This window comes from Sanguibacter suaedae (assembly GCF_016342785.1).
GTDB lineage: Bacteria > Actinomycetota > Actinomycetes > Actinomycetales > Cellulomonadaceae > Sanguibacter > Sanguibacter suaedae.
Genome location: NZ_JAEINH010000004.1, coordinates 82017 through 97491, shown reverse-complemented (window position 1 = coordinate 97491; position 15475 = coordinate 82017). Strand labels below are relative to the sequence as shown.

Genomic DNA, 15475 nt, shown 5'->3' with positions numbered 1-15475 from the left:
GTGACGCGGCCGAGGGCCCTTCCCTGATGGGAAGGGCCCTCGGTGTGTCGCTGTGGGGAGAACGCGTCAGGCGCGCGAACCCTCGCGACGACGGTTGGCGAGGAGCACCGCGCCGACACCGGCGGCGGCGAGGACACCGGCACCCATGGCGAGCGGGGCTGCGGACGAGCCGGTGACGGCGAGGGCACGGTTGCCCGTCGCCGTACCCGGGGCGCCTGCAGCACCCGGGGCGGCAGTGCCCGGAGCCGCGGTACCCGGCGTGCCGGGTGCAGCTGCGCCCGGGACCTCGGCGAGGGCGCCGACAGTGATGGTCTGCGAGTCGATGAGGTCACCCTGCGAGTCGACAGCCGTGAAGGAGTAGACGCCCTCCTCGGCGAGCGTGATCGAGAACGACGCCGCACCGTTGGCGTCCGTGGCCTTGGTGAGGCTCGCGGCACCGGCGATGGAGATCGCGCTGCTCGGGATCGTCTCCGGGACGGAGACGACGTTGACGGTGATGGACGTGTTGAAGACCGGGCCGTTGACGACGTAGGCGACGGCGTCACCCGTGCCGGCCGTCGAGGCGGAGACGCTCGACACGTACTCCTCGGCCTCGTAGGCGGAGGCGGCGGCAGCCGGCGCGAGCGCGAGAGCCGCTGCGACGGCAGCGATCGCGGTGATTCGACGAGTCATGTGATTTCCCCTCAAAGATGGTGGTGGGCCGGCGGACCGGCCGCTACTTCCCCCAGGCGCTTCTCCCCCAAACAAAACGCATCATGCACGAGGCACCCCTGAGCTCGGTCCCAGTATCACGGCATCCGGATGAATAGCGCAACCGACAGCATTTGCGCTGGCCGCGGTGCGGGCCACGGGTTTGTCGGAGGACATTGTTCGCCCTGCGCGCGACGCAAGTCGGTCGGGCCGCGGGCGGAGCACCGCGTCACCGCCCGGTCGTCCCCCACGGCGGCGCTCTCACCAGGGGTGACGCGCAAGGACGTCCGCCGGCCGATCGTCCGGCCTCGCGAACCCGGCCGCACGCTCCGGCACGGGAGCGGTGCCATCGTTGGGATATCAGGGATCGTCGCGTGCACATCGACGCGCGGACCCTGGAGCGGCCCGACGGTGGCCGCTCGAGAGGTCCTGTCGTCGAGCCGTGGCGGCACGCACGGAGCTCCCTGCTCCACGTCGTCGGCGGGCGAGACGCCGGGCCCGACGTGGAGCGGCGCGTCACCACGCCGCGAAGCGTAGAGGCAGAAACGGGCGCGACCAGCACAAATGCGAGCGCCATCCCTGGAAAAGGCGCGGGGCGGACGGCGCTGCTATTCGATCGAATTTCAACGAACCACGGTAGGTCAGGATTCAATGACCGTCGGTAGAATTGCCAGGCCGCGCCTCTCGCAGCCCCTTTTCGACGGGGCCGGCGACGAGAGGGGCGTCACACGCCCCGGAATGCTCACATCGTGGACCGGGCGCAGCACTATCCTGGGGTCATGCGCCTGCCCAGGACGATCTCCCTCACCGTGCACCCCGAACGGCGCACCCGTGAGGCGCGACCGCTCCAGGTGGACCTGCGCGTCACGGTCCTCCTCGGCATCGCGACGTGGGCCGTCGCCCTCGCCGTGGTCCTCGTCCTCTCCGCGACCTCGAGCAGCCTGCTCACGCTGCAGGTGTGGGTCTGCGCCGCCGGTCTCGGCCTGGGGCTCCTCGGGCTCGTGTGGGAGCGCACGCAGCGCACCCGCTACCGCGCGCTGGGCGGCGCCCTCCCGGAGGACGACGAGGGCGCCCCGGCGACCGGACCGGCCACCGGGGCGCCCTCGGGCACCGCGCAGCGCGACGTCGGGCCGTCAGGTCCGGACGTCGCGCGCTGACGTCAGGACTGCAGGACGAGCACCGACATCCCGCCCGTCCCGTAGCCGGACACGTCGCACTCGAGGTCCAGTCGCGGCACGTACGCCATGACCCAGGGGGCCACGTCGACGGGCAGCGCGGCCTTCGGGGCGTGCACGGCGTTGAGCCTCAGGTGCGGTGCCCCCTCGACGTTGAACAGCGACGCCATGACGTTGAGGATCTCGCTCGCGTTCTCCAGGAGGACGTCGGAGATCTCCTCCGCAGCGACGTCCTCCTCCGAGGCGCGCGACGGCATGAGGGCGATGGCAGCCCCGGCCCGCGCCGCGAAGGGCACGTCGACCACGATGATCGCAGCGAGCTGCATCTGGTCCGAGATGTACTCGGCGACCACGGCGCCGCCCGGCCCTGCCGGATCGACCATGGGGCCACCGGTGAGGACGTCGACCTCGCGGCCGAGGAGACCCTCGACCACCTCGCGCACCTCGAGGGCGCTCGGGAGCGGTGTGCCGCTCATCCGAGCACCGGGTCCAGGACCTCGCGGAAGGCCTCCGCGGTGAACGGCTTGGCGACGAGGAACAGCGCGCCGGCGGCGTCCGCCTGCTCCCGCATCTCCGACGAGCCCTCCGACGTCACGAACCCGAAGGGGATGTTGCACCCCGCCTGGCGGAGCGCCTGCAGCGCCTCGATGCCCGTGGCGTTGGGCATGTTCCAGTCGGACAGGATGAGGTCCGGCTTCTCCGACAGCGCCATGTCGTAGACCTCCTGACCGTCGTTGGCCTCGATGATGTTCCACTCGTAGCCTGCCTGGCGCAGCGTCCGGATGACGATCTGACGCATGACTCGGCTGTCATCCGCAACAAGGACGTACATGGGGTTCCCTCCCTAGCTCCACACTTCATTGGTCGCGCAGCGCGCGGGCACGATCACGCGACCGGCTCCAGCACCAGCATCCACAGCTCGATGACGAACACGTGGCCTCTCCAGTCCAGGGCGATGTCCTGGATGAACTGATTGTCCTCCATGACGGGCGCCTGGCCAGAGACCGTCGGCAGGCTGAGGACCGCCGGCACGGAGAGCAACGACTTGACGTTCCCACCGACCACGTTCGCGAGCTCGCCGAACGCGTCGATGAAGTCGTCCAGCCCGACGTGCTCGTCGTCGCCCATCATGAGCAGCGCCCGCGTGAGGACGTCCGCCGTCGGGCGGTCCGTCCTCACGACGGCGCGCGCCCCGAAGCCGAGGCTCGGCACGCTCATGTCCACCCACGCCGCGACGGGGTCCACGACCTCGGGCACGGCCCCGAAGCGTGCGCTCACGAGGACCTCACCACCGTCCACCATGGCGGCGAAGACGTCCTGGGTGATCGCCAGCATCTGCGTGCGATCGACTCCCACAAGTCCTGATCTCATACTCTCTCCTCGGTCGGGAGCAGCCCGAGCAGCTCCAGCTTGTCCCGGATCGCGTCCGGCGTGAACGGTTTGATGACGTACTCGTGGGCCCCCGCTGCCAGGGCGCGGACGATCTGCCCGTGCTCGCTCTCCGTGGTGACCATCATGAGAGTGATGTCCTTCCACTCGCGGCGGTTGCGCACCTCCGTGACGAAGGTCAGGCCATCCATCACGGGCATGTTCCAGTCGACGCACGCGAGGTCGACCTCGGTGCCGGACTCGAGGACGTCGAGGGCGGCCTGGCCGTCCCCGGCCTCGACCGTCTCGTATCCGAGGTCGCTGAGGACGCTCGACACGATGCGCCGCATCGTCCGTGAGTCGTCGATGACGAGGGCCTTCATGCCTTGCTCCCTGGGGTGTTCTGGTAGATCGAGCTGCGACCGACGTGCACCCTGCTCCAGGCGTCGTCGATCCCGACGGTCGTCTCGGCGGCGCCGAGGACCAGGTACCCGCCGGGGCGCATGGTGCCGCGCAGCCGACGGAGGATGTCGCGCTTGACGGCGACGTCGAAGTAGATGAGGACGTTGCGCATGAACACGACGTCGAACGGCCCGCCTGCGGGAGGCGAGTCGAGGAGGTTGTTCTTGGTGAAGCGCACCATGGACCGCAGCTCCTCGGAGATCTGCCACTCGGTACCGACCCGGGTGAAGTGCTTCACGAGGTACTTCGCGGGGAGCCCGCGGTTCACCTCGAGCTGCGAGTACACGCCGCGGTCTGCCTTGGCGAGCACCTCGGCCGACAGGTCGGTCGCGGTGATCTCGACGCGCGGCGCCGGTGCGGTGAGGTTGTCGAGGAGCGTCATCGCGATCGAGTACGGCTCCTGGCCCGTGGAGCAGGCCGCCGACCAGATGCGCAGCGGTGACGCCGGCGCGCGGGCCGCGACCACGTCCGGCAGGACGTGCTCCGCGAGGGTCTGGAACGGCAGGGCGTCGCGGAACCACGACGTCTCGTTCGTGGTGAGCGCCTCGACGATGAGCTCGGACGTCATCTGGTTGGGACGGGTGCGGTGCGCGCGGACGTACTCGTCGACCGTCACGCCTTCCCTGCGGGCGAGCGGCGCGAGGCGGCTCTCCACGAGGTACTCCTTGCCCGGTGCCAGATGGATGGCGCTGCGCTGCCTGACGAGATCGGCGACGAACGTGAAGGTCTCGGCGGTCAGTGTCATCGGGTCACCTCCTTGGTGCTGGGTTGCGTGATGGCTGAGATGGTGTGGCCGATCTCGAGGACCGGCAGGACGCGGTGGGCGTACCCGGCGGACGCGGTCGCGCCGGGCATGCCCCACACGACGGACGTCTCCTCGTCCTGGACGACGACGGTGCCGCCGGCCTCGGCGATGGCGCCGGCCCCGGCCTTCCCGTCGGCGCCCATGCCCGTGAGGATCACCCCGAGGATCTCGGGGCCGACGACGTCGAGCACGGACCGGAACATGACGTCCACCGAGGGGCGGCAGAAGTTCACGGGCGGACCGTGGGTGATGCGCGCCCGGTAGCGCCCTCCCCTGCCGTCGATCTGCAGGTGCGTGTCACCGGGCGCGATGTACACGTGCCCGGCCAGGAGCTCCTGGCCGTCCTCCGCCTCGTGGACGGTGGACGGCCCGAGGCGGTCGAGCCGGTGGGCGAGCTGCCGCGTGAACACGGCCGGCATGTGCTGGACGACGAGCATGGGCACGGGCAGCGGCTCGGTGATGCGCTCGATGACGCGGGACAGCGCCTCGGGCCCACCGGTGGAGCAGCCGAGCACGACGGCGCGCACCGGGTGACGGCGTGCGTCGGTGCGCAGCACCACGGACCGGGCGGGCGACGCCGCGGCCGGCAACGGCGCCGCACCGGGGCGGGTGCGGGTCGTGGCCGTGCTGCGGGTGTGCGGCACCAGCGCCCGGATCTTCGGGATGAGCTGGTCGGCGACGGCCTTGAGCGACTCGTTGATGCTCCCCACGTTGGAGGGCTTGGCCACGTAGTCCGACGCACCTGCGGACAGGGCGTCGAGCGTCGCGGTGGCCCCGCGCTCGGTGAGCGTCGAGAACATGACGATGGGCATCCGGTGCCCGCGCTTGCGCAGCTCACGGACGGCCTCGACCCCGTTGAGCTCGGGCATCTCGATGTCCATGGTCACTGCGTCGGGCGCGAGCTGCTCGACCTTGGTGAGCGCGATGCGCCCGTTGGCGGCGGTCGCGACGACCTCGACGTCCGGGTCGCTCTCGAGCGCCTGGACGACGAGCCGTCGGATGACCACCGAGTCGTCGACGACGAGTACACGGATCGTCATCTGGGTCCCCCCTCTGTGATGGTCACGTCAGATCCTGAACTGGGCGACTCGGCCCCGGAGGTCTGCGGACATGGTGGCGAGCTCGGCGACGGACGCACCCATCTGGGTGACGACCTCGGACGACGTCGCGGCGGACGTCGCCACGCCGGTGATGTTGGCGGCGATCTCCCCGGCACCGGTCGCGGCCTCGACGACGCCGCGGCTCATCTCGGTGGTCGTGGCGGTCTGCTCCTCCACGGCCGACGCGATGGTCAGCTGGTAGTCGTTGATCGCCGAGATGATGTCGGTGATCTCGCTGATGGCGCTCACGGCGGACCCCGTCTGGACCTGGATGTCGCCGATGCGGCGGGCGATGTCCTCGGCGGCGCGGCCGGACTCGGCCGCGAGGTCCTTGACCTCGGAGGCGACGACCGCGAAGCCCTTGCCGGCCTCGCCGGCGCGCGCGGCCTCGATGGTCGCGTTGAGGGCCAGGAGGTTGGTCTGCTCCGCGATGGACGTGATGACCTTGACGACGTTCCCGATCTCCTGGGAGCTCGCACCGAGGGTCCCGACGGTGTCGGCCGTCGTCTGTGACACCCGCACCGCGTTGCCCGCGACCTTCGCCGCGTCGTTCGCGTTCGTCGCGATCTCCCGGATGGACGCGCCCATCTCCTCGGCGCCGGCGGCGACGGTCTGCACGTTGCGGCTCACCTGCTCGGCGGCCGCGGCGACGACACCCGCCTGGGCGCTCGTCTCCTCGCTGCCGGTGGCGACCTGCGAGTTCGCCGCGGAGAGCTCCTCCGCGGCGGCCGCGACGGTCTCCGCAGTGGCCACGACGCCGGCGAGGACGTCACGGAGGTTCTCCTGGGCGGCGTCGAACTGCGCCGACATCTGACCGAGCTCGTCGTTGCTGCGCACCTCGACCGGGTGCGTGAGGTCGCCCTCGGCCAGTGCCGTCACCGACTCCTTGACACGGGCGATGTCGGACACGATGCGCCGGGTGACGAGAACCGCGAGGGCGATCGCGGCCGTGGCACCGACGAGGAACGCGACGAGCAGCGTGAAGATGGTGCGGCTGACCTCGCCCTTCGCGCCGTCGAGCACCTCCTGCACCTGGAAGTCGATCTGCCCCTGCGCCAGGAGCAGGGCACGGCCGGCCGTGTCCGGGTCGCCGGCGGCGTCGGACTCCACGGCCGCCTCGACGCCGGCGAGGTCACCCTCGGCGACCAGCGGCATGAGCGTGGCGTCGCGGAACGCGACCCACGACTCCCAGCGGGTCACGAAGTCGGCCCACTGCTGGGTCCCCGACTGCGGGTACGTCTCGACGACGGTGATGAGCTCGTCGACCGTGCGGTCGTTCCACGCCGACGACGTGAGGAACTGCTCGCGCACCGACGCGTCCGTCGCACCTGCGGCGCGGCGCACGAGGAGGTGGCTCGTCGCCTGCGCGGTGCGCAGGTCGCCGAGGTTCGACTGCAGCTCACCCGTGAGGGTGTTCACCTCGTCGAGGTGCTCCCCGGCGCGGTACAGGGCGACCGCTCCCGTGCCACCGACGCCGGCGAACACGATGCCCATGACGAGGAGCGACGCCGAGATCTTCACCCCGACAGGTCGGTCCCAGAACCACCCGTTGCGGATCCGTCCAGCGCTCATCGCAGCTCATCCTCCGTGTAGTACCCGCCCTCGATGAGGACGCGGGCGTAGTTGTCCGACGTGACGACCTGCGGTGCGAGGAGGTACGTGGGGACGACCTCCACACCGTTGTCGTACGACGTGACGTCGTTCGTCTCCGGCTCCTCGCCCTTGAGGAGCGCGTCGCCCATGGCGACGGCCACCTCGGCGAGCTGCCGCGTGTCCTTGTAGATCGTCGAGTACTGCTCCCCCGCGACGACGGACTTCACCGAGGGCACCTCGGCATCCTGGCCGGACACGACCGGGAGGGGCGTGGAGCCCGACCCGTAGCCGTCGCCCTTGAGGACGTCGATGATCCCGATGGAGATGCCGTCGTAGGGCGAGAGGACGCCGTCGAGCGGCTCGTCGCCCGCGGGCGACGAGGACAGCAGGCGCGTCATGCGCTCCGCCCCGACCTTCGGGTCCCACGCCTCCGTGGCGATGGTCTCGAAGTCGGTCTCGCCGGACGGCACCACGATCGTTCCGTCCGCGAGGTACGGCTCGAGGACGTCCATGGCGCCCTCGTAGAAGACGGTCGCGTTGTTGTCGTCCGGGGACCCGGCGAACACCTCGACGCGGAACGGTCCGGCGGCGGACGTGCGCTCCCCGGCGGCGTCGACGACGCCCAGGCCCTCGAGGAGCGACGTCGCCTGCTGCACGCCCACCCGGTAGTTGTCGAACGTCGCGTAGAAGTCGACGTCCCCGCTGTCACGGATGAGACGGTCGTAGGAAATCACCGGGATGTCCTTGGCCGCGGCGTCGGCGAGGTTCGCCTTGAGCGCCGTGCCGTCGATGGACCCGATGATGAGGAGGTCGGCACCCGCGTCGATCATCCCCTGGAGCTGGGACACCTGGGTGGGGACGTCGTTCTCCGCGTAGCGGAGGTCGACGTCGTACCCGAGGTCCTCGAGCTGGGCCTTGACGTTCTCGCCGTCCGCGATCCAGCGCAACGACGTGGTGGTGGGCATGGCCACGCCGACGAGCGGTCGGTCTGCCGAGCCCTCCGCGGCACCGCACCCGCCGAGGGCGAGCACGGCGACCAGTCCGGTGGCGATGGCGACGGGGAACGTCGTTGTCCTGCGATTCATCGTGGGTACCCTCATGTCGGTCAGATCCTGAACTGGGAGACTCGGGTGCGGAGCTCGGCGGACACGTCCGCGAGGTCGTGCACGGCGGGGGCCGTCGTCGCGAGGGCGGCCGCGCGCAGCGAGGCGCTCGCGGTGACGACCTGGGTGAGGTCGCCGTGGGCGAAGGCGTCGAGCGATCCCCGGAGCGCGGCGAGCGCCCGCTGCACCCGTCGGGTGGTGACCACCGCGAGCGGGGCGTCGAGCTTGGTCCCGACAGGCAGGTTCCAGAACCACCGCATCGTTGGTACCTCAGTGTCCGAGGGCTTCCCGGGCCACGATCGGGCCCGGGCACTGCTGCCGACGTCACCTCGTGGGGCGCCGGTCGAGGGTCCTATCGGCCGTCGACCTGCGGGTGTGAGGGGCGGGGGTGGGCGGCACCGACCTGCGGAAGGTGAAAAGCGGGGTTCAGCAGCGGAAGGCGGCCACCTGGGCGTCGAGCTCGTCCGCCGTGCGGGCGAGGGTCTCGACGGTGGAGCCCATCTCCGCGAGGGTCGCGCTGGACGCGGCCGCGGCGGCCGCCACCCCGGTGATGCTCGTGGCGATCTCCCCGGACCCGGTGGCTGCGTCGGCGACGCTGCGGGTCATCTCGGTGGTGGTCGCGGTCTGCTCCTCGACCGCCGACGCGATGGTCGTCTGGAAGTCGTCGATGGACTCGACGATGCGGGTGATCTCGGCGATGGCACCGCCGGCCTGCTCGGTGTCGGCCCGGATGGCGTCGACGCGGCGGACGATCTCCTCGGTGGCGTTCGCGGTCGCGGCGGCGAGGTCCTTCACCTCGCCGGCGACCACCGCGAAGCCCTTGCCGGCCTCCCCGGCGCGCGCCGCCTCGATGGTGGCGTTGAGCGCGAGCAGGTTGGTCTGCGCCGCGATCTTCGTGATGGCGCGGACGACGTCGCCGATCTCCTCGCTGGACGCACCGAGACGGGCCATGGAGGCGTGGGCGGTCTCGGCGACGCCCGTCGCGCCGCGCGCGACGCTCGCGGCGGCCTCCGCGTTCTGCGCGATCTCCCGGATGGACGCGGCCATCTGCTCGGCGCCCGCGGCGACCGTGCCGACGTTGCGGCTCACGTCCGTGGCGGCGCCGGCGACGACCCCGGCCTGCTCGGACGTGCGGTCGGCGCCGGTGGACACGGTCCCCGTCGAGGCGGCGAGCTCCGTGGCCGCGGCGGTCACGCTCCGTGACGCGTCCGCCACCCTGGACACGAGGGCGCGGAGATTCTCCTGCATGGCCGCGAGCGAGGCGGCGACACGCCCCACCTCGTCGCGCCCCGTGACCCCGGTGGTCGCGGTGAGGTCGCCGTCGCCCACGGCGGACATGGCGGCCTCCACGGCGGTGAGCCGCACCTTGACGGATCGCGCGACGCCGAGCGCCACGAGGGACGCGACGACCGCACCGAGGACCGTCGCGACGACGATGAGCGTCGTCGACGTCGATGCGGACCGGTGGATCTGCTGGGCCATCGCGTCGACGCGACCGGACTGTGCCGCGGTCTCCCGCTGCAGGGGCGCGACGACCTCGTCGCTCAACGGCTGGATGGTGTTCTCCACGTAGCGACCGAAGCTCTCCTCGTTGCGTGCGTCGACGAGCGGGAACAGCCCGGACCGCGCCTTCGAGTGGTAGTAGCGGATCCCGTAGGTGAGGGTCTCGATCTCCTGGGGGTCGACGGCGGAGGGCGCGTACTCCGCGAGGATGTCCTCGATCGTCGCGAGCCCCTCCTCGAGCTCGGCGCTGAGGACCTCCCGCGTGTCCTCGTCGGCCACGCCGTACTGGATGGTCCGGGCGCGGTCCGCCTGGATCTGCGCCTGGAGCTCCGAGAGGAGTTCCATGGGCAGGACGTTGTCCTCGTAGAGCTCGGCGGCCTGGGCGTCGGCGCGGGCGAGACCCACCACGCCCACGGTCCCGGCGGCCACGGCCGCCAGCGCCATGACCCCGACGGCCACCATGATCTTCACGACGACGGAGCGGTCGGCCCATCCCGCCCGCGCCCGTCGTCCGGACGACGACGACCCGGCCCCCGTGGCGGGGGCCGGGTCGTCGCGGTACGTCTGTGCTGGTCGGGCGGGGTTCGTCAGGGTGGCCATGCCCAGTGCTTCGGCGGCCGGGCCGTCGTGCTTGAGGTGCCCGACGGACCCGGCCGGGCGAATTATCAGAAGGTGAAGGCCGAGACCTTCTGACGGAGCTCGGAGGCGATCCCGGCGAGGCCCACCACACGGGTGTCCATCTGGCCGACGACGGAGCTGGACTCGTCGGCCGCCTGGGCGACCCCGGCGATGTTCATGGCGATCTCACCGGCACCGGTGGCCGCCTCGGCGACGGACCGCGACATCTCGTTGGTGGTCGCCGTCTGCTCCTCGACCGCGGACGCGATGGTCAGCTGGTAGTCGTTGATGGACGCGATGATCGTGGAGATCTCACCGATGGCGGTCACGGCGTGGCCCGTGTCGGCCTGGATGGCCTCGACGCGGCGCGCGATGTCCTCGGTGGCCTTGGCCGTCTCCTGGGCGAGATCCTTCACCTCGGACGCCACGACCGCGAAGCCCTTGCCGGCCTCGCCGGCGCGGGCGGCCTCGATGGTCGCGTTGAGGGCCAGGAGGTTGGTCTGCTCCGCGATGGACGTGATGACCTTGACGACGTTCCCGATCTCCTGCGACGACGTGCCGAGCTTGAGGACCGTGGCGTTCGTGGCGTCGGCGACACCCGTCGCGGACTGGGCGACCTTGGCCGCGTCGTTGGCGTTCGTGGCGATCTCGCGGATGGAGGCACCCATCTGCTCGGCCCCGGCCGCGACCGTCTGCACGTTGCGGCTCACCTGCTCCGCGGCGGCGGCGACCACACCGATCTGGGCCGCGGACTCCTCCGAGCTCTGGACGACCTGGGCGGCGCCCGCCGTCATCTCCTGCGCGGCGGTGTCGACCTCCTGGGCCGCACCGGTGACACCGCTGAGGGTCTCGGCGAGGTGCTCCTGAGCCTGACCGAGGGCACGGGCCATGGCCCCGATCTCGTCGGACGACGTCACCGCGGCGGTGACGGTGAGGTCACCACGGGCGAGGGCCTCGAGGGCCGCCTGCACGGACGCCACCGAGCGGCGGATGGAGCCGGCCACCCACAGGCCGAGGGCCAGGGCGGCGGCGATCCCGACGAGGCCCGCGACGATGATCGTCACCATGGAGCTGTTGGCCTCGTCCTTGGCGGTGGCGGCGATGCCCGCGGTGTAGGCGTTGAGCTCGACCTGCGCCTGGTCGAGGTCCACGAGGTAGGCGTCGATCAGCGGCTGAGAGGACTCGGCCAGGGCATCCTGGTAGAGGGCCGGGTCGTCCTCGAGCGCAGCAGGGACCACCACCTCGTCGCGGGCCGTGAGCCATGCGTCGAACTTCGGGTAGAAGCTCTCGAGCGCCGCGCTCTTGCCGGCGACGACGGCCTGGAGCTCTGCGAGGTTCGCCTGGAGCTCTGCGTCGTTCTCCGCCTGCTTCGCGACCCACTCCTCCTCCGACTCGTCGGTCGGGGCGGCAGCGATCTGGGCGACGATCATCCGCGCCTTGAGCTGGTTCTGGTGGACCGCGCTGAGAGGGTCGCCGATCGCGGCCTGCGACTTGGCGACCATCTCCGTGTCGTCGGCGACGCTCCTGGCCGTCGCACCGCCCAGCCCGCCCACGACGGCGACGGCGACGATGAACAGCGCGACGATCGCGAGGATGCGTGACCGGACACCGAACCGGATGCCGGAGCCCTCGGTGGGCGTGTCGGAGGCGTGCGGGGGCGTGGGGTAAGCGGGCATGACGATCTCGTTTCGGGTGAGGGCGACCCTCTGGAGGGGTCGTGGCGCCGCGAGGGGGTGCGGCGAGGTGGTACCACCCGTGAGGGGGGACACGGGTGCATCAGGACGACCGCCGAGGGGGTGGTGCGGTCGTCGACCGGCCGTCACTCAGGGCCGGGCGTCACGTCAGGCGGCGAGCGCCGCGTCGACGTCGAGGGTGAGGAGCAGCCCGGACTCGAGCTTGAACGCCCCGGTGATGAGCTCTCGCGCACCCGGGCTGAGGGTGTCCGGAGGGGTCTCGAACTGGTCGTCGTCGAGCATGAGGACCTCGCCGACCTCGTCGACGAGGAGACTGATCGAGTCGTCCTCGATCTCGACGACCACCATCATCGACTCCGCGTGCGGGTCGAGCGGCTCGAGGCCGAGCCGCGGCCGGAGGTCGACGGTCATGACGACCTGGCCGCGGAGGTTCACGAGGCCGGCGATGCCGGCCGGGGCGAGGGGCACCGGGGTGCGGGGGTGGTGGCCGAGCGTCTCCGAGATGCGCATCACCTCGACGCCGTAGAGGGCCTCGCCGATGCGGAAGGTCACGTACTGGGTGGACATCACACACCTACCATCTCTGCGTGGGCCTGCGCGGTCCCGTGACCGTCGGCGTGGTGGTCGTCGGGGTCACCGGCGTAGAAGAGGGGGTCGGCCTGGGTGAGGGCCGACGGGACGTCGAGGACCTCGGTGACGCGGCCCGACAGGACGATCGAGCCGAGGAGCCCGATGTCGTCGACGGCGCTGCGCTCGGCGCCCTCGTCGCTGATGATCTCGAGGATCTCGCTGACGACCATGGCGACCGTGCGGTCGCCACGGGTGAAGACCACGAGGGGCAGCTGGTCGCCGTCCTCCTGGAAGGACCCGAGAGTGCGGGCCAGGCGCATGACGGGGACGATGGCGTCCCGGTACTGGATGACCTCGTGACCGCCGACGAGCTCGAGGCGGTCCGGGGAGACCTGCTCGAGGCGGGTGACGGCGGCGAGGGGGATCGCCACGCGACGCCCGGACCCGATCCCCACGACGAGGAGCTCCTGGGCCTCGCGGCCACCGGCGGCGCGCTCCTCGAGGAGGCGGCCGTCCTGCTCGGCGAGGTCGCCGGACAGCGACCGGCGGGTGATGGCCTGGACGTCGAGGATGAGCGCGACCTGCCCGTCGCCCATGAGCGTGGCGCCGGCGTAGATGCCGATGGCCTTGAGCTGGGCGGTGAGGGGCTTGACGACGATCTCCTCGTTGTTGAGGACGCGGTCGACGATGAGCCCGAAGCGCTGGTTGTCGGCCTGGAGCACGGCGATGACGGCGGAGTCGGCCGCGTCGGCGGAGCGCTCCATGACGTCGCTGAGGCGCACCAGGGGAAGGAGGGAGCCGCGCAGGCGGAAGACCTCGGCGGCACCGATGTGCTCGATCGACTCGCGCATCTTCTGCGCGTCGAGGGCCACGAGCTCCTGGAGGTTGACCTGCGGGATCGCGTAGATCTCGTTGCCCGAGCGCACGGTGAGCGCGGGCATGATCGCGAGGGTGAGCGGGATGCGCAGGCGCCACGTGGTGCCGCGGCCCACGTCGCTGTCGACCTCCACGGCGCCACCGATGGCCTCGATGTTGCTGCGCACCACGTCCATGCCGACGCCACGGCCGGACACGTTGGTGACGACGGCGGCGGTGGAGAAGCCGGGGAGGAAGAGGAGGTTGAGGAGGTCGCCGGTGGACATGGCGTCGAGCTGCTCGGTGGTCTTCAGACCACGCTCGAGAGCCTTCGCGGCGACCTTGTGCGGGTCGATGCCGGCGCCGTCGTCGCGGACCTCGACCATGACCTGACCGCCGGCGTGGTACGCCCGGAGGGTGAGGACACCGGTGGAGGACTTGCCCGCGGCGACGCGCTCGGCAGGCGACTCGATACCGTGGTCGATGGCGTTGCGCACGAGGTGCGTCAGGGGGTCCTTGACGGACTCCAGGAGGCTGCGGTCGAGCTCGGTGTCGCCGCCGACCATCTCGAGGCGGACCTCGACGCCGCACGCAGCCGCGAGGTCGCGCACGATGCGCGGCATCTTGGACCAGATGTGCTCGATGGGCTGCATGCGGGTCTTCATGACCCCTTCCTGCAGCTCGGAGGCGATGAGGTTGAGGCGCTGCGAGGACCGCGTGAGCTCGGCGTCGGTGTCCGACCCGGAGAGCTGGGCGATCTGGTTGCGGACGAGCACGAGCTCGCCGACCTGCCGCATGAGGGCGTCGAGGAGGTCGACGTCGACGCGGATGGACGTCTCCGTCGGGGCGCGCGAGGCGGTGACCTCGGAGACCTCCGGCGCGAGGCCTGCGCCGGGCTTGCCTGCCGGCGTGCCCGCGGGCTTGGGAGACGTCGGCGCCCCTGCAGGGGGGGAGGCGAGGGACGCCGACGTCGGTTCTGGGGTGGCGGGCGCGGGTGCGGCGGGAGCCGCGACCTTGATGCCCGAGACGGGAGCGGCTGCGGGGGCAGGCTCCTCGGAGGGGGCCTCGTCGGCGACGGAGGCCTCGACGGACGCCGGGGCGTCCTCGTGGCTCGTCGCTCCGTCGAGGGTCCGCTGGATGGCTGCGACCACGACGTCGACCTCGACGCCGCTCTCCCCGCCGGTGGCCTCGATGCGGCCGAGCAGCTCACGGATGGTGTCGACCATGCGGAGCAGCACGTCGGTCGTGTGCTGGTCCATGAGGCGGCGGCCGTCGCGCAGCTCGACGAGGAGGCTCTCACCCACGTGGGCGACGCGCTCGAGGTCGGAGAAGGCGAGGAAGCCGCTCGTGCCCTTGATCGTGTGGATGGTGCGGAACACGCTCGACAGCAGGTCTCGCGAGTCCGGTGTGCTCTCGAGCGCGACCAGGTCCTGGTCCAGCTGGTCCAGGTTCTCGTAGCTCTCGACCAGGAACTCCCTGACGATGTCGTCAATGTCGTCCACTGACGGACTCCCTCCACGTAACGACGGGTGGGGCTACCCGTCACAGGAGAAGATCGGACGTCCGCCGCGTTTCATGAGGGAATCTGCAGGCCACCGCGGATGAAATACCCGCGGTATGTGAAGCGTCAGTTCTCGGGGACCCCGGGGGTCTCCGGTGTCGCGGGCCTCGCGGCGGGCGGTGCCGCCGGGGTGACGAGCCGACGGAGCACGTCCTCGGCTCCCTCGTCGGCCTGGACAGCCGCCCGGTTGGAGTCCTTGACGGCCTCGACGATCTCGGCGCGGTTGACGCGCATGGACCGCGGCGCGTCGATGCCGATCCGGACCCCGTCACCACGGGTCTCGATGATCGTGACGACGATGTCGTCGCCGATGAGGAGCTGCTCCCCCACGCGTCGACTCAGCACCAGCATGCTGCCGAGACTACCCCAGCACCCGTC

16 protein-coding genes are annotated in these 15475 nt (G+C 71.1%); 1 reads left to right on the top strand and 15 read right to left on the bottom strand.

Annotated elements, in window-relative coordinates; all coding sequences use genetic code 11:
• Positions 1-66: 66 nt before the first annotated feature.
• Positions 67-672 carry a hypothetical protein gene (locus JAV76_RS06220; protein ID WP_198733171.1) on the bottom strand — a complete coding sequence of 202 codons (606 nt, stop codon included), beginning with the start codon at positions 670-672 and terminating at the stop codon, positions 67-69.
• 797 nt (positions 673-1469) lie between these two features.
• Between JAV76_RS06220 and JAV76_RS06215 the strand changes: the two genes are divergently transcribed.
• Positions 1470-1847, top strand: a complete 378-nt coding sequence (locus tag JAV76_RS06215; RefSeq protein ID WP_198733170.1) for a DUF2530 domain-containing protein — start codon at positions 1470-1472, stop codon at positions 1845-1847.
• A gap of 2 nt (positions 1848-1849) precedes the next feature.
• Here JAV76_RS06215 and JAV76_RS06210 read toward each other — a convergent pair whose 3' ends face one another.
• From JAV76_RS06210 to csrA, 14 genes are all read right to left on the bottom strand, one after another.
• Positions 1850-2341: a hypothetical protein gene (locus JAV76_RS06210; RefSeq protein ID WP_198733169.1), complete on the bottom strand. Its 492-nt coding sequence runs from the start codon at positions 2339-2341 to the stop codon at positions 1850-1852.
• Positions 2338-2697, bottom strand: coding sequence for a response regulator (locus tag JAV76_RS06205; protein ID WP_198733168.1), 360 nt, complete (start codon positions 2695-2697; stop codon positions 2338-2340). The genes JAV76_RS06210 and JAV76_RS06205 overlap by 4 nt, the downstream gene beginning before the upstream one ends.
• Before the next feature lie 53 nt (positions 2698-2750).
• Entirely contained in the window at positions 2751-3236 is a 486-nt protein-coding gene (locus JAV76_RS06200) for a chemotaxis protein CheX (RefSeq protein WP_198733167.1), read from the bottom strand.
• A complete protein-coding gene (locus JAV76_RS06195; RefSeq protein ID WP_198733166.1) occupies positions 3233-3616 on the bottom strand; it encodes a response regulator in 384 nt (127 codons plus the stop codon). The genes JAV76_RS06200 and JAV76_RS06195 overlap by 4 nt, the downstream gene beginning before the upstream one ends.
• A complete protein-coding gene (locus JAV76_RS06190; RefSeq protein ID WP_198733165.1) occupies positions 3613-4440 on the bottom strand; it encodes a CheR family methyltransferase in 828 nt (275 codons plus the stop codon). Before JAV76_RS06190 ends, JAV76_RS06195 begins: the two co-directional genes overlap by 4 nt.
• A complete protein-coding gene (locus JAV76_RS06185) occupies positions 4437-5540 on the bottom strand; it encodes a protein-glutamate methylesterase/protein-glutamine glutaminase (protein ID WP_198733164.1) in 1104 nt (367 codons plus the stop codon). Before JAV76_RS06185 ends, JAV76_RS06190 begins: the two co-directional genes overlap by 4 nt.
• A gap of 27 nt (positions 5541-5567) precedes the next feature.
• Positions 5568-7172, bottom strand: coding sequence for a methyl-accepting chemotaxis protein (locus JAV76_RS06180; protein ID WP_198733163.1), 1605 nt, complete (start codon positions 7170-7172; stop codon positions 5568-5570).
• Entirely contained in the window at positions 7169-8278 is a 1110-nt protein-coding gene (gene chvE, locus JAV76_RS06175; protein WP_198733162.1) for a multiple monosaccharide ABC transporter substrate-binding protein, read from the bottom strand. Before chvE ends, JAV76_RS06180 begins: the two co-directional genes overlap by 4 nt.
• A gap of 20 nt (positions 8279-8298) precedes the next feature.
• The gene (locus JAV76_RS06170; protein ID WP_198733161.1) at positions 8299-8556 is read right to left on the bottom strand and encodes a hypothetical protein; all 258 of its coding nucleotides are present in this window, start codon (positions 8554-8556) and stop codon (positions 8299-8301) included.
• Between the two features lie 166 nt (positions 8557-8722).
• Complete coding sequence (locus tag JAV76_RS06165) at positions 8723-10399, bottom strand: methyl-accepting chemotaxis protein (RefSeq protein ID WP_198733160.1); 1677 nt, start codon at positions 10397-10399, stop codon at positions 8723-8725.
• 65 nt (positions 10400-10464) lie between these two features.
• Complete coding sequence (locus JAV76_RS15235) at positions 10465-12093, bottom strand: methyl-accepting chemotaxis protein (RefSeq protein WP_198733159.1); 1629 nt, start codon at positions 12091-12093, stop codon at positions 10465-10467.
• A gap of 165 nt (positions 12094-12258) precedes the next feature.
• On the bottom strand, positions 12259-12678 hold the full coding sequence (locus JAV76_RS06155) for a chemotaxis protein CheW (RefSeq protein WP_198733158.1): 420 nt from the start codon (positions 12676-12678) through the stop codon (positions 12259-12261).
• Positions 12678-15038 (bottom strand): chemotaxis protein CheA, encoded by a 2361-nt coding sequence (locus JAV76_RS15230; protein ID WP_198733157.1) that lies wholly within the window; start codon positions 15036-15038, stop codon positions 12678-12680. Before JAV76_RS15230 ends, JAV76_RS06155 begins: the two co-directional genes overlap by 1 nt.
• A 125-nt stretch (positions 15039-15163) precedes the next feature.
• Entirely contained in the window at positions 15164-15448 is a 285-nt protein-coding gene (gene csrA, locus JAV76_RS06145) for a carbon storage regulator CsrA (RefSeq protein WP_198733156.1), read from the bottom strand.
• Between the last annotated feature and the right edge of the window lie 27 nt (positions 15449-15475).